A 13,609-nucleotide genomic window follows, 5' to 3' on the forward strand; every position below is an offset into this window, starting at 1 on the left:
CCAGATGGCGGTCTGGCGAGTGCTGCTGCGCCTGTCGGCGCAGTTGCACGAGCCATCTGGTCATGCAGCGATGGATGCGACGTTTTTCGACCGTGAAAACGCCAGCAAACACTACTGCCGCCGGACGGATTACCGCGTACAGACGCTCAAAACAACCGCACTCGTCGATACAGCGTCACAAGCTGTCCTCGACGTTCACTGCACGACCGAGAAACGTCACGATACGCAGATCGGCTGGCAACTCGCCCGCCGCAACGCGGGCGAGTTGCACAGCCTCGCCGCAGACAAAGGATACGACTGGCAACGATTACGTGATAAACTTCGAGAAGAGGGCGTCAGACCGCTAATCAAGCATCGAACGTTCCGCCCCATCGATCACGCGCATAACGCGCGGATCGATGAGGCTCTCTACGGCCGGAGAGCGTTGTCTGAGACCGTCTTCTCGGTGATCAAGCGCACGCTCGGCGACGCCGTGCGTGCGCGAAGTTGGTACCGCGAGTTCCGTGAAATCGTCCTGATGTGTGTCGTCTACAACATCAAGCGTGCCGTCAATTAACCAAATCAAGCGCCGTATAGCGATTCACCACGGCCGTCAAATTCAGTATCGATCACGCGTGGAATTTCTCCGCCGTCGACAGTCTTTCGGAAGGATCTCCCCGTTCCAACTGGCGAGCCTGTATACGTATCGACCAGTTCGCGAAGTTGCTCCATCTCGTCAGTATCGTCCTGTTCTCGTTCTGTCTCGAATGTCGATTGCTGACCATCGTCTGGACGGTGTCTTTTCACCGCTTCAGCGACTGGTCGAGCCTGCCGATCAATGGAGCTTCCGTTGAATGTTCTCAGGATCGACTCGTTCGTTTCAGCATCGCTCACACTCTCTATCGTCTGTCGTACTGTTCGAAGGAATTCCTGTGCAATTTCGTCCCCGACGATTTCGTCGACAGACCGTTCATCTGCAGTCACCGCAGCTGCACCGCGGCGTTCAAGCGTAGCGAGAGTCTTCTCTGTAGCTTCGTCAGCGACATCGTAACTAGGAAGTTGCCGGAGTCGTGCACCGAGCGCTCGGAACTCACTTGCCCGACGAAGCAACCGTCGTCCATCTTCACCCAGAAGTAGTCCCTGTGGATCCGATGGAAGAGTCACGAGGTGGTAGAATTTCGCTTCTTTGTCACCGTTTGGGTTTCGGAGAACACGACCGATCCGCTGGATGAGCGACGCGTTGACGCCCCCTTTCGAGAGGTTGATCGCAATTTCTGCGTTCGGGAGGTCGACACCCGTTCCGAGGACGCGTGCCGGACCGACGATAATCCCCGACTCTCTGTCTCTGAAATCCTTTATCTCGTCGAACTGTTCCGATGAACCACTGTCCGGTGTGTAGACGAAATCCTCTCCGTAGCGTTTCCTCAGTACGTCACCGACCTGTTGAGCCTGTTCGTAGCTTTGCACGAGGACAACACACTGCTGCTCGGGGGCGTGACGGGCCACCAGTTCGACGAGTGTTTCGACCGGTGGGAACAGCTGCCATCGCTTCGGTCGACGTGTGAACGCATCCGTCGCGAGTTTGTCGAATTCAGATGATGCTTCACGAGCATTCGCCCCCTCTTTCGACTGGCTAAACGACCGAAGATCAGTGAGTGTCTCGAACGTCTCTGGGACGGTCGAGGGCAGGTCTCCATCGAGGTCACCGACGCGGATTTTGTGCTTCTCACCGTCGTAGACGTCCCTGATCGAGGCTGTGGATTTGACCACCTCTTCCTGAGCTGTCGAAGTTGCCGCGTGAGCGTAATATACGTCCCACTCGAAGTCGGCGACGACACCTGCGTCTCGTGCTTCGTCGACGGAGAACCGCTTGCACTCGTGAGAGGGTGTCATAGAACGGTTACCATACCAAAGAGCAGGGTGAACGCTGAGGTGGAATGAGTTCAGCGACCCTGCAAGATGAGCCTTGGATAGACGAGTTCTTTAATCTCGTGGCGGTCGAGACGCTTCCGCTCTTCGAGTATCTCGAATTTGATTTTCTCAGAGAGTATGACGTGTTCGCCCCCACTTGTCGGGGGCGAACACGAGCCCATCATCCGCCAGCGTTGTTCAAAGCCTTTTTCCACTGCTACTACAAAGGTATCTACGGGCCTCGTCCGGTCACCCGAGAACTCCAGAACACGGCTGTCTGGGTGAGTTGTGGCTTCGATCGACCGCCGTCGAGAGACGCGGTCGATCGCTTCCTCACGGATCTCGGACTGGTCGTTGACGACGTGTTCAGTCGCCTCGTCGAGCAGGCCGCCGTCCGCGGCCTGCTCGACTTCACCTTCCGAATCGATTCAACCGATCTCGAAGCTCTCGCGTGGAACGATGACGCGTCGTGGAACTACGACCCAACGGCTGAAGAGTACTACTACGGATTCGGCCTCACCATCGTTTCGGCAGGGCCAAAAATTCCGATTGCGGCGGAGTTTATGCAGGCGAAACAGGCCTCGAAGGAGACGGCGATGCGCGTCACACGTGACGCGCTCGCGGTTAAACACCCGACTTGGATGCTTGGAGACAGTGCTTACGACATCCTCGATTGGCACGACTTCCTGCTGGAAGCAGGAGTCGTGCCGATCGCCCCGTACAACCCACGAAACACTAGCGAACCGCTCGATATCGAATACCGTGTCGAAAACCGAATCAGCGAATTTACCGAGAAGGTGACGCTGAAGCGTTCGAGCCTCGCTGAGACCTACAAGCGTAGAACACAAGTTGAGCGAACGTTTGGAGCGTGTTCAGACTGCGGCCTCGGGACGCTTCGCGCCCGAGGCCGCGTCCATGCGCGGGTACAAGCGTACCTCGGACTGTGTCTTCGAGTGATCGTCGCCATCACGAACTACGAACTGGGTGAAAACCCGGGCCGAACCAAGCTCGTGGCATGAGATGAATTGTATGACACCCTCCTCGTGAAGGTGTTCCTCTAGCATCCGTTTGACCACTGAATCACCTTGCCACGAGGTGTCAATCGACCCGGACATCGCGAGAACTGCCTCGCTCTTTTGAGCCAACTCCTCGAGCACAGTTCGCCATCCGCCACTTCGCCCTCCACGTTTGTACTGATGAGCTTCGTCGAGGATAACGAGATTGTATCCACCCAGCGTGTCCATCTGGAGGAGGTCGGGAGCCGTGCGGAACTCGATCGATCCCCACGAGGGGAATCGCATCGTGTTCCCTTCCACGCGAGTTCGCTCGCGCGGGATGTTGAGATGCTCGTCGAACTCGCTCTGCCACTGTTCGAGGATCAGTTCCTGACCGGCGACGACGAGAACACGGGCATGAGCCTGATCGACGGTGACCGAAAGGTACTGACGATAATCGGTTTCCTCGAGGACATTGTCATCTCCATTTTCAGAGAAGATCGTCGTTGCGTCGTCAGGATGCAACTGGCCATAAAGGAGGGCGACCGCAGCTAACCCGAGGACGGTTTTTCCAGTCGCCGTCGCCATATCGACGTAGCCCTTGCAGTCGTGTTCGACCCACTTTCGGAGTGCCTCGCGCTGGTGGTCCCAGAGTGGCGTCGTCATATGCGGTGCTTCGAGCCGCTCGAGAAAAGACTCCGTCTGAGCGACTGCGTTCCACGCTTACGCCACGCTCTACGCACGCGTGAACAACAAGCGCTACACCTTGGCGGTGCGCCGTCTCACCGACGGCGACACCGCCAGCGACGTCCTCGCTGAGTTCCTTGGACTGCTCAACAACTTCGAGTTCGACGTCAAAGCGGTCTATCTCGACAGCGGCTTCTACGACGGCAAGTGCCTCACGTTACTCCAAGCGCACAATTTCGCCTACATCGTTCCGATCATCAAGTGGGGCAGCAAGATCAAAACCGAACTCAACCAGGGCTGGAGTCGTGAGATCTCTCACGATCTCACGACGTCCTACGGCGAGCACGAGTGGACCGTCGAATTCCCGGTGATGATCGACTGTACCTACAAGAATGGCCGATACGGTGAGCATGGAGTGGCGCGTCACGGCTACGCCGTCGACGCGCCGTTCATCGACGAACCACGACAGGCTCGATCCCACTACAGCAAACGCTTCGGGATCGAAGCGAGCTACCGCCTTTCCGAGTCAACGCTGATCTCGACGACGACGCAAGATCCGGTGAGACGGCTGTTATTCGTCATGTTGAGTCTGCTGCTCCAAAACGTCTGGCGGTACTTGCACTGGGAGTACGCGGCGACGCCCCGCCGTGGCGGGCGTCGCCTCTGGTGGTGGCCCTTCGAAGAGTTCATCGACATGGTAACTCGGGCAGCGTGGACGGTCCTCGCGGTGCGTCGGGCCGTCCCCGCAAATCGGCCACCGGATGATCGGTTCCACCGGTAACTGGAGACCGAGTTCGCCCTGCCGATCAGTGGCAACCCTGTCGCGTCGGCGGCTGATCGCCGCCGACTGCGACGATCTCCCGTTTCTTGCCGTCGGTATAGATCTACGGAGCACCAAATCGAGCTCTGGTTCGTCGGTAACTCATGCTCCAGCGTCAGTTAGATGAGGATGCTTTGTGAGGTACTGATACTGCGGTGGACGAGGGTTACCCCACGTCACCAAACCGAGTCTTCATTGTGGGGTAACTGCGAGTACTTCAGTATCCCTTCTCATTTTCCTCCGGTAATCACGTGAGTCGCTCGAGTGCTTTCCAGTGTTTTCGAAGTGTGTTCGGAGAGATGTTCGCGAGTGAGGCGACGTCACGCTGTGTGGGCCACATACCGTGTTCACGTGCTGCAGTGTAGACGCAGGCCATTGCGAACGCCTGTGGACGTCTTCCGATCGAGAGACCGTTCTCCTCGGCCAGCGTAGCGAGGTCGTAGGCCCGCTGTTGGATCTCAGTCGAGACCTCGAGGCGACTGGCCATCGTCGGAATGAATGCACCCGGGGTAGGCGGCCTGGCCGGTAGTCCGAGCTCGGTATTCAGTACGTTGTAGGCGTGTTTCACACGGGAGTACTCGACGCGGGCACAGGTGACGACTTCTTCGAGGGATCGTGAGAAGCCGTTACATCGACAAGCACCGTAGACGCTCGCGGCCGCCATGCTCTCGATCGACCGGCCTCGAAGGAGGTCTTCGTTCTGAGCGCTCCGGAAGAGCTGACACGCCTGCTCACGAATCGTCTTCGGAAGCCCGAGCGCGCCTGTGATCCGTCGTACTTCTCCCAGGCCTACCGCCAGGTTCTGTTCTCGCTTCGATCGCCACTGGGCTCGACCATGCTCTCGCCGCAATCGGTTTAACTGCCGACGCTTTCGCTGAGAGAGGCGATTCCCGTGACCATCCGTAAACCGACCGATCTCGCTCGAGAGCCCACGATCGTGCCGGCCAGCCGTAAGCGGCGCTCCAGCTCGGTTCCCTGACTCACCCTCGAACGTTCGCCAATCTGGCCCCCGGTCGAGGCGGTCCTCCTCGAGGATCAGGCCACACTCGTGGCAGATCGTTTCGTGGTTCTCTGTGACCGCCCGCCCACCACAGTCCGGACACTGGTCTGTACGTAACGTCGAACGCTCCTCGTCGATCGTCTGCTGATAGTTGTCACTAGCTGCCATGATTCATTTGAGGGAACGCATCACTTCGCGACGCCCCTCAACCCTACAGGGGGTGAAAAATCCCACGGGGCGGACAGGGCAGGAATACGTGGACTCTGCCTACTAGAAAAGGAGCGCGAACACCTCAATGTCTGTCGCAGATGACTCCGTACCCTCCGAGGACGGTTTCGACGTACTCCTCCATCCAATCTCGACGGGCCTTGATTTCTCGCTGTCCTCGTCGCGTGACCGAGGAGACGTTCGTTCGACGCTAACCGATTCGGCGTGCTTTCGGACGCTCGCGGTCGCGATGCTCGGAATGTGCAACGCGTCTTCCGGTGCGCGAGGAACCCCGACGACGCAAGCACCGAGCGGAGTGAGGCACGTGGTTCGAACGACGCCTGCGTCTCGCCAGGCGCGGACTCGAGCCCGCCAGGGACTTTCGGTGTCAACAGCTCTGCTCTGACTCACGATGGGTCGGTTCTCGAGGTCGCTGTCGAAGCACGCGAGAACGCTGCGAAGCCGAATACCTTCCTGAAGCCACACAGTCTCGCAAGGAGTATGTACAGGAGCGCCTCGATCGTCTCTCGACGAAGGTATCGGACCAAGTTAGACGCCGTCCTCGCGAAATCGAACGACATCGACGTCGATCGGAAGCGTCTCGAAGTCATCATCAGCACCGGCGATGAGTGTCGCATCCCTCTCGTGGGCGAGTGCAACGCCATGAGCGTCCGCGAATGAGATGTGACCATCCGCTTTCACCTCGGCGGCAAGTCGCCAGTCAGCTCGTTCGAGTTGAATTCCCACCGCTCGAGCGCACGGAGATCGCGATCGGCAGTGCGAAGTGAGTCTGTCGTGGGTTTGTCGTCAATTCCTTCGAAGCGAGCGATAAGAGAGAGGACTTCACCAGCGTTGGTCTCTGTCAGCAGCCCATCGACAGCCCCGTCACGAACGTCTCGAAGATACGCTTCGACGACGCTCCGACCTGGCTCGTCGTAGAGGTATGCGATGATCGCTTCGGTGTCAAAGACGTACCGGTCGCTCATTCATCCTCCGAGTCAGCCGGTCGGAGTCGGTCAGCACGGGCCGCTTCGCGCCGGTGGTCCTCGTGTTTCAGTTCGCGAACCCGGTCGAGTACCTCGCCACGCTCGCGGTCGGTGTCGGCGTGAATCCCACCTAACTCCTCGAGTGAGGGAACCGGTTCGACGATGATTCGTTCGTCCTCCTCGTAGATGAACACCTCACCAGGGGTGTCGATCCCGAACTTCTCTCGGAGCGTCTTCGGGATCGTCGCCTGTCCCTTCTGCGAGACGCGTACGACCTCTGGGTCTCGAGTACTACCCGACATATTGTGTTGTACTACGAAATCGTCGTACTACTATTTGTCGGTGAGAAAACCCTCCCGGCTCATCCAACGTCCTCACTCGGTGGAACCCAACCCTGCTGAGGCACCATCTACCTCGTCGAGGGAAGAAAGATCCATCTCATCGTGGACATCCGGAAACAGATGCTCGAAGAATGGATCGTGCGTCCGGCCAACAGTCAGCGCTGGCTCGAGCGCATAGATAACCATCATCGCTTCGGTCTCGCGAACGTCGATATCGGTCGCGAGCATTCGTTGGGTCGTCTTCGCCGCGAAGTGAAGCCCTGCACCCCGTAACGCAGCGATGAGCTTCCCGGCACCATACCGATCCATGAAGTACTCGACGTCCTCGTCAACTTCCTGGAGTGCGAGTGCGTGCAGGACCGTTGGCGTGATGACGATGGGGACGTACTGCGCGACGATGATGATCGGATCGGCCATCAGTTGCTGCGGACGTGTCGAGTCATCCCGATCGACGAGTCCGAGGTCGACCAGCTGGTCGACGTACTCGTAGGCAGTCGATTTCGACAGCTCGAGACCGTCCATAATCTCCGGCGGCGAAACGGGTCCCCAATAGCAGACGTAGACGTACACACGAGCCAGCGCTGGCTGATTGAGGAGGTGAACAACTGCTTCGAGGCGAGGTGCGTTCTGAGCAAGCGCTGCCGGGTCGAGCGTCTCTTCATCTATGATGTCTGTCGGTGGTGGATCCAACGCGTCGATTCCACCATCAGGACGAAAACGATCCGTATCAGTCATACTCATTTGTTCGAAGTCCATGTACTTCGGACTGCCGCCGACCCTTCTCGAGTTTTCTGTACGCTTGGATATTAATTCGAATTCTGCAACTCCGGTGAATCACTAGACGTCGGCGACTGTCGGTGGAAAATCACGCCGCTCGAGGCGCCACACGGGGACGATCGTGACGAGAACCGTACCTCCCGAAAAGGCTCTGTACCAGGGCGAACGCGATCTCCCGGGACCTGGTCTCGAGTATCGATCGGTTCGAGGATGGTCAGCCCACCGTGACGAGCGCTCAGTTCGTCAACCTCAGTAGCGGAGGGTGCGGACATCGACGGGGACCGAACACGATCGACATCACCCTGGAAACGGTGAGGAAGTGACGGTCAGCCCGTCGTGAGGTCGTCTAGCTCCGTGAGGCTGAGCAATGACCAGGAGTCGTCGAGTTGGTCCTCGAGTCCGTCGACGAACCCACTTCTCGAGAACAGCGCGAAGCGTTCGTCTCGGTCACTGGGGCCCCAGCGTACGTTCGCTGCCTTCTCCTCGAGGGATGCCACCAGCGCGTTTCCGACCGGATCTGCGGTCCACTTACACTCGGCGAAGAGGATCCGGTCGTCGTTCGGCGCGAGCCCGACGATGTCGATCTCATCTTCCCCGTACCACCAGCGCCCGATCTCCCCGTAGGGATCGAACGCACCGCGTCGAACTCCCTCCCAGACGGCTTCCCGACACACGTCTTCGAACGTACTCGCAGTGTGGGTCGGCAAATCGGGCGCAATGGTCCCGTCGTAGACGATCTCCGGCGCTTCTTCGATACTCGAGCGGTTCGGCTCGACGTACCGGAACCAGAATCGGAGGTACTCGTCCGCAACGAGGTACCGGGACCGTTTTGATTTCTTTCTCGACGCAGTCACGGGGACCTCCCGGCCGACGAGTCGGAGCTGGCGAAGCGTCTGCAGGTACTTCGAAAGCGGGCCCGGGTCGATCCCCGTCGCACCTGAGATCTCGTTCGGCGTCGTGTGCCCCAGCGCGATCGCCTCGAGAATGCTCAGATATCGAGCCGGGTTTCGGAGCTCCGTCCGGAGCAAGAACTCCGGCTCGTTGTACAACACGGCAGTCGGCGACAGCACCTGTGATTTGACGTTCGCCGCGAGCGACTGCTCGTAGTCGAACAACGTGAGGTACATCGGCGTTCCACCGGTGACCGAGTACGAGCGAATCGCGTCTGCCGTCTCGTATTCGATGACCTTCCGCGCCTGCGTAAACGAGAAGGGACGCACGTCGAGCTGTGCCGTCCGACGACCGTACAACGGACTCTCGTGGCCGAGTACCTCCGATTCCATCGTGCTCACACTCGAGCCACACAGAACCAGCATGGAGTCAGTCTCTCGGAGTTGCTCGTCGACGAACCCCTGAACGTAGGACGGAATCGAATCGTTCTCCCCGACGAGATACGGGAACTCGTCGATGACGACGACCAGGTCTTCAGTGTGCAGCCTCTCTCCGAGGTAGTCGAACGCCTCGTCCCAGCCATCAATCCGGGGGACGCGCTCGTCGAAATACTCCGCAACCTGGTCGACGAATTTCTCACGCTGGCGACTCTCGGCTTCTTGCGCCGCCAGGAAGTATATGTGTGGGCGGTCAGCACAGAACTCCTTGAGTAGCTCCGTCTTACCGACACGCCGCCGCCCGTAGACGACGAAAAAGTCCGCGCCGGGAGACTCGAGCGCGGACGTCAGTGCGTCGAGCTCCGCTTCTCGATTGTAGAAGGTCATACGTTGGGTAATCATTATCTCGATAATGACTTATGTGTTCCGGGGATGGAGCTTCTCCAGTAGCGTACACACCAAGAAACCGGGACAAACGAGAGCGGACGCTCTCGTGAAGGACATTGGTGATGAGTCAGAGAACAGTTCGAATGATTTCTTTCAGGACGTCTCGTCCGAACCTGCGTGGGATTTTCCGGCGACGTTCGAAACATCCTCTATTAGTAGAGTCGTACAGAGAGAAACCACAGGTCGTTAGCGCACGTTGTCGAGTTCCGTTGGAAGACGACGAAGGCAGGTTTCGAGAAAACTCAGCGGTGCTTCTGCCTCGAGAGATCCAGGTTCGTGGACGACCTCTCCATGACTCTCGACCTGGAAGTGGGTCGTTCCCAGGTCCTCGTGGTCATCGTCTTTACGCCAGCCCAGGCTCACGGTGTCATCAATCCACTGAACCCGCTGGATGTCACTGCCGGCTCGTGGCCGCCACATCACCTCGAGTTTCGCCTGTTGTCGTGGAAACTCGCGACCGAGAAACATCTCGACAGCAACCTCTGCAACAATCGATCGAGGACGTAATCGCGAGGGACGATACTGCACACTCGAGAGCCCGGGTTCTTTCTCGATCCGTTCTTTGAGTCTACAAAGCCCTTCACGCTGGGTGAATCCCCGACCACCAGCAAGAAAGATCATCACTCCTCTCTACCCTTCCTGCGGAAGCACATTCGAACCCTGGCCCTCGAGACGGGGTTCTGCATCCAGCCTCGTTAGCGAGCCCTTGAGGCTGATCGCCAGCTGCAGCGACTCACGAACCTGGACGTTGTACTCCCACTCGTCGACGATCTCGAGACGCTCACGGCGATCCTCGGGCGAGAGCTCGTCGCTGCCGATACTGCGGCGAAGTTCCTCGAGCGAGTCGACCTCGTACGTGGCTTGCCACGAGTCGATTTCGTCTCCGATCGCTCGAAGCTCCTCGGTGAGGTCGTCGAGGGAGTACTCTTCAGCGAATGATCGAACCTCACGAAGGAATTGCGTAACGTCGTCGGGCTTGTAACACGTCCCGTCGGCTGTCTCCACCGCCTCGAGTTCGCCGTGATCGACTAACCGGGTAAGATACTTCACAGCGGTGTCCCTCGAGACGTCCGCCTCCTCGGCGATCCACCCTGCATTCTGGGGTGTCGTCCGCGTCAGCGCAACGTGACGGACGCGGTCCGCTGCATCCATGTCAGCAGGCCACTCGCGAGCCTGATCGGTCATTGGTCCTTCTTGGGCGCCGACACACTAATAATTTGGTATCGGCGCGCATTATATCTCATTCTCTAATTGGCGGGTAATGACGGTGGTGCATGTATCACTCGCCCTACGTTCACTTCGTCACTGTTGGAATCCTCGACGTCACAGTCGAGATCGTTCCAGCGTGACGCCTCAAGCGAGGTGAGTACTCATCGAAAGTTGCTGGCGTCTATCGATTTACCAAAACCAGTGCAAAGCGATGTTGTCCGAAAATCGTGCTCGTGAGGCCGTTACCCTGAGATGACTCCTCGTCCACCGTCAATCAACGTTTTGACCCCTAGCAAAATTGTCACCACAACGTATCGAGATGAGCGCTATCCTGAAGCTTATGTATTTATGGGTCGAATGAATGTCATCTCAGTGTATGCGTGTCTCTTACCAACATACGAACGTCCACAGCGGAAACGAGTCGACACTGCTCCGATTTAGGACTGCAGACGGCACGCGTGCGTGTATCCTCGTCGACGCCGGAGACGGTGTCGACCTGGATTCGCTCCTCGCAGACGACGAGTATCTGAACGCGGTTTTGCTCACTCACGCCCACATCGATCACTACCTCACGCTCGCACGAAACGTTCGCCATAGCGCGCCGGTCTACACCTCAGAGGCAACGGCGACGATTCTCGAGCACGCCTTGCCGGAAGCACAGAAAGACAACGACCTTGGTGACGTCTCGGTCGCGCTGGATGCACTCGAGCCAATCGACGAGTGGGTACCAATCCTCAACGATCTCGAGGTTCGTCCGATCTCAGCGGGTCACACACCCGGCGGGGCTGGATTCGTGATCCGATTTCGTGACGAAAGTGTAGGTGATGACCTCTTGAGTGGCGAACAGCACATCCTCGTCACTGGTGACTTCACTCACCGTCCGTGTACTGTCTTCCCGGGACTCGCGACATCGTATCCGTTCGAGATCGATTGCCTGCTTCTCAACGTCTCGACTGACGACTCGTACACGACATCGCTCAACGAGTCACTCGAGACGGTTCTCGAGCGAGCGTACGCTGGGTCGCGTGTGGTCGTGGCCACGAGTTCACTGACCGGCGTTCATTACGCGACGTTGCTGGCTCACAGTACAGAGACACTGGACCGGGACCTCCCGATTACCATTGTCGGGCAGGCCGCGAAACTCTACAACGCACTCGAGTGTGACGCACCTGGCGTCGACACGCAGGAGGTTTTCGATCGGGTTGGTGACGTCCTCGAGGACGGTGGTGTGACGATTGGAGGGCCGGAGACGCCGACGACGGGGAGTGCACGTCGACTCTTCGAGGCGATCGACGACGATCCGGCGGCGGTGTTCGTCCAGCTCTCGACGGGGGACGGCGACGGCTTCTCAGACGTTCGGTGTACGACGAAATCGTTTAGATTGTGTAACCATCCATCTCTCGAGACGGTCGACAGACTCGTCGACGAACTGGTTCCGTTGGAGGTCGTCATCAAGCACGCCAGTGGGAACAGACTCAATCAGTTACAGCGTCGCTTCGACCGCTGTTTTACCTGGGGAACGAACGACGAGGACGTCCACCGCCTCTACGAGGATGGGCAGTGGAAGGCACCAGGGTGGATCGCCGAGACCACGGCTCAACAAATCCGCAGACGTCAGTGGGAGGCACTGCAGGAGCTGTCGCTCGCGTCTGAGGCATCACTCTCTGCTAGTCAGCGCCAGCAGGTCGACCTTGAGGCAGAAGGCATCGACCTTGAGGCGCTCGAGACGGTGTTCTCACGGACATCACCTGACCCGTATCCTCAGTCCACACCTGATGCTCCTGGAGATGGTGATGACGAAGCGGATGTGGAAAACCCAGAGGAACGAGCAATCGAGGAGGAACTGCTCGCTCGTCTCGATGCGATCGACGCGAAACTCGAGCGCTCTGAGGAGACAGTCCAGGCTCGCGTCCTGAGTGGGGGAGAAGGTGAACAGTTCTTAGAACTGCTCGAGCGGGCTGATCTCGAGCCTGGAGCTATCGTGGAGCTCACGATCAGGACGTCTTCCCGGCAGTAGCCCGAAGGTGGCGTTCGCCGAAGAGATCGCAGACTCACACGGTCTCCAGTGACTGTCGCCGTGAACGACTCACCGCGACCGGAATCACAGTACGTCGATTCTGAAACTCTCTACCCTCGAGGGAACGCTACCTTCCGGTCAGAGCGTCCGCAGTCACAACCACGTTGCTGTGTGAGATCGAAAGAATTAGTCGTGGGAGATCGGTTTCGGTGGTCGTATCGAGACCGATGACGGTTGCTTCGAGGCTCTCGGCTGCGAGAGCGGTCTCCACAGCATCGAATGGGTAGTACTCTGTCTCGGTTGGATCCATTTGAACGCCGATGAAGGACGTCGTCGGAGCGACACCGATCAACTCAACCGTAGACAGTGGTGGCCACTCACACAGTGCCTGTTCCACGTGTCGGACGATCAGTGGCCGGTCGTCGACTGGACGAATCGATGTTGCCATCTCAGACACGTGCAGCCACCTCCGACTCGGTCTCATCGCGAAGAATAGCATCGATCTCACCCGTTGAAAGCTGCCAGCAACCATCCGATCCAGTACACTCGAGTTGGCTCACGACCTCGTCTTTGAACGCCACGTAGTGCTCGAGGGCGACGCCTTCGTCGTCAGTGTAGTCCAGCAGGATCGCGAGCGCGAGTTGTGCTGGGCCGCTTCCGTTGTAGCCCCACTCGAACCCACCGGGACTGTGATTTCGAAGCTCGAGGCTTCGCTCTGGCGAGAGTTCGTCGTTCGTCGCGAATCGCTCGACGACTGGCCGCCCGTGACGTCGGTGTCCGGTGTACGCGATAGCCGCAGTCGTTTGCTGGCCGTGCAGTTCCTTTGTCGGTCGGTTTTCGGAAATTCCACTCATATTCATACAGGAGTACGCTCTCGAGTACCCCCGCACCCTCCAGGGGTGAAA

The 13,609-nt window shown here is 58.4% G+C and carries 12 protein-coding genes and 3 pseudogenes; 4 read left to right on the forward strand and 11 right to left on the reverse strand.

The features are described from left to right. Nucleotides 1-556 (forward strand): IS5 family transposase (locus tag N0B15_RS03710; protein WP_263004897.1); only part of this gene is annotated, 556 nt, incomplete at its 5' end. Nucleotides 557-561: 5 nt separating this feature from the next. Here the strand turns inward: N0B15_RS03710 and N0B15_RS03715 are convergent. Continuing rightward, the gene (locus N0B15_RS03715; protein ID WP_263018098.1) at nucleotides 562-1,872 is read right to left on the reverse strand and encodes a DEAD/DEAH box helicase; all 1,311 of its coding nucleotides are present in this window, start codon (nucleotides 1,870-1,872) and stop codon (nucleotides 562-564) included. Nucleotides 1,873-1,916: 44 nt separating this feature from the next. On the opposite strand from N0B15_RS03715, the gene N0B15_RS03720 reads away from it, so the two are divergent. After that, nucleotides 1,917-2,909 carry a transposase gene (locus N0B15_RS03720; RefSeq protein WP_263018099.1) on the forward strand — a complete coding sequence of 331 codons (993 nt, stop codon included), beginning with the start codon at nucleotides 1,917-1,919 and terminating at the stop codon, nucleotides 2,907-2,909. A 138-nt stretch (nucleotides 2,910-3,047) separates the two neighbouring features. On the opposite strand, the pseudogene N0B15_RS03725 reads toward N0B15_RS03720, so the two are convergent. Beyond that, a pseudogene (locus N0B15_RS03725) lies at nucleotides 3,048-3,551 on the reverse strand (DEAD/DEAH box helicase family protein); the annotation flags it as partial. Between the two features lie 43 nt (nucleotides 3,552-3,594). On the opposite strand from N0B15_RS03725, the pseudogene N0B15_RS03730 reads away from it, so the two are divergent. After that, nucleotides 3,595-4,353, forward strand: a pseudogene (locus N0B15_RS03730) (ISH3 family transposase); the annotation flags it as partial. Between the two features lie 286 nt (nucleotides 4,354-4,639). On the opposite strand, the gene N0B15_RS03735 reads toward N0B15_RS03730, so the two are convergent. The 7 genes and pseudogenes from N0B15_RS03735 to N0B15_RS03770 all read right to left on the reverse strand — a co-directional run bounded on the left by N0B15_RS03735 (nucleotide 4,640) and on the right by N0B15_RS03770 (nucleotide 10,663). After that, a complete protein-coding gene (locus N0B15_RS03735; protein WP_263018100.1) occupies nucleotides 4,640-5,560 on the reverse strand; it encodes a transcription initiation factor IIB in 921 nt (306 codons plus the stop codon). A gap of 588 nt (nucleotides 5,561-6,148) precedes the next feature. After that, nucleotides 6,149-6,585 (reverse strand): annotated as a pseudogene (locus N0B15_RS03745) (PIN domain-containing protein). After that, entirely contained in the window at nucleotides 6,582-6,887 is a 306-nt protein-coding gene (locus tag N0B15_RS03750) for an AbrB/MazE/SpoVT family DNA-binding domain-containing protein (RefSeq protein ID WP_263018102.1), read from the reverse strand. The pseudogene N0B15_RS03745 and the gene N0B15_RS03750 overlap by 4 nt, the downstream one beginning before the upstream one ends. Nucleotides 6,888-6,959: 72 nt before the next feature. After that, complete coding sequence (locus N0B15_RS03755; RefSeq protein ID WP_263018103.1) at nucleotides 6,960-7,682, reverse strand: DUF7437 domain-containing protein; 723 nt, start codon at nucleotides 7,680-7,682, stop codon at nucleotides 6,960-6,962. Nucleotides 7,683-8,029: 347 nt separating this feature from the next. Continuing rightward, nucleotides 8,030-9,418, reverse strand: a complete 1,389-nt coding sequence (locus N0B15_RS03760; RefSeq protein ID WP_263018104.1) for an ATP-binding protein — start codon at nucleotides 9,416-9,418, stop codon at nucleotides 8,030-8,032. A 246-nt stretch (nucleotides 9,419-9,664) separates the two neighbouring features. Beyond that, on the reverse strand, nucleotides 9,665-10,099 hold the full coding sequence (locus tag N0B15_RS03765) for a hypothetical protein (RefSeq protein WP_263018105.1): 435 nt from the start codon (nucleotides 10,097-10,099) through the stop codon (nucleotides 9,665-9,667). Between the two features lie 9 nt (nucleotides 10,100-10,108). Beyond that, the gene (locus N0B15_RS03770; RefSeq protein WP_263018106.1) at nucleotides 10,109-10,663 is read right to left on the reverse strand and encodes a DUF7342 family protein; all 555 of its coding nucleotides are present in this window, start codon (nucleotides 10,661-10,663) and stop codon (nucleotides 10,109-10,111) included. 400 nt (nucleotides 10,664-11,063) lie between these two features. On the opposite strand from N0B15_RS03770, the gene N0B15_RS03775 reads away from it, so the two are divergent. After that, nucleotides 11,064-12,704, forward strand: coding sequence for an MBL fold metallo-hydrolase (locus tag N0B15_RS03775; protein ID WP_263018107.1), 1,641 nt, complete (start codon nucleotides 11,064-11,066; stop codon nucleotides 12,702-12,704). A gap of 127 nt (nucleotides 12,705-12,831) precedes the next feature. On the opposite strand, the gene N0B15_RS03780 is transcribed toward N0B15_RS03775, so the two are convergent. Further along, nucleotides 12,832-13,152, reverse strand: coding sequence for a hypothetical protein (locus tag N0B15_RS03780; RefSeq protein ID WP_263018109.1), 321 nt, complete (start codon nucleotides 13,150-13,152; stop codon nucleotides 12,832-12,834). 1 nt (nucleotide 13,153) lies between these two features. After that, nucleotides 13,154-13,558, reverse strand: coding sequence for a DUF6166 domain-containing protein (locus tag N0B15_RS03785; protein WP_263018110.1), 405 nt, complete (start codon nucleotides 13,556-13,558; stop codon nucleotides 13,154-13,156). Nucleotides 13,559-13,609 lie beyond the last annotated feature (51 nt).

Origin of the sequence: Natronobiforma cellulositropha (genome assembly GCF_025629245.1) — an archaeon.
In the GTDB taxonomy this organism is placed as follows: domain Archaea; phylum Halobacteriota; class Halobacteria; order Halobacteriales; family Natrialbaceae; genus Natronobiforma; species Natronobiforma cellulositropha.

Excerpts from the sequence above, each read along its gene's own strand:
- N0B15_RS03715 (WP_263018098.1), bottom strand. The coding sequence starts at position 1,872 with ATGACACCCTCTCACGAGTGCAAGCGGTTCTCCGTCGACGAAGCACGA.
- N0B15_RS03720 (WP_263018099.1), top strand. The coding sequence starts at position 1,917 with ATGAGTTCAGCGACCCTGCAAGATGAGCCTTGGATAGACGAGTTCTTT.
- N0B15_RS03735 (WP_263018100.1), bottom strand. The coding sequence starts at position 5,560 with ATGGCAGCTAGTGACAACTATCAGCAGACGATCGACGAGGAGCGTTCG.
- N0B15_RS03750 (WP_263018102.1), bottom strand. The coding sequence starts at position 6,887 with ATGTCGGGTAGTACTCGAGACCCAGAGGTCGTACGCGTCTCGCAGAAG.
- N0B15_RS03755 (WP_263018103.1), bottom strand. The coding sequence starts at position 7,682 with ATGGACTTCGAACAAATGAGTATGACTGATACGGATCGTTTTCGTCCT.
- N0B15_RS03760 (WP_263018104.1), bottom strand. The coding sequence starts at position 9,418 with ATGACCTTCTACAATCGAGAAGCGGAGCTCGACGCACTGACGTCCGCG.
- N0B15_RS03765 (WP_263018105.1), bottom strand. The coding sequence starts at position 10,099 with ATGATCTTTCTTGCTGGTGGTCGGGGATTCACCCAGCGTGAAGGGCTT.
- N0B15_RS03770 (WP_263018106.1), bottom strand. The coding sequence starts at position 10,663 with ATGACCGATCAGGCTCGCGAGTGGCCTGCTGACATGGATGCAGCGGAC.
- N0B15_RS03775 (WP_263018107.1), top strand. The coding sequence starts at position 11,064 with ATGCGTGTCTCTTACCAACATACGAACGTCCACAGCGGAAACGAGTCG.
- N0B15_RS03780 (WP_263018109.1), bottom strand. The coding sequence starts at position 13,152 with ATGGCAACATCGATTCGTCCAGTCGACGACCGGCCACTGATCGTCCGA.
- N0B15_RS03785 (WP_263018110.1), bottom strand. The coding sequence starts at position 13,558 with ATGAGTGGAATTTCCGAAAACCGACCGACAAAGGAACTGCACGGCCAG.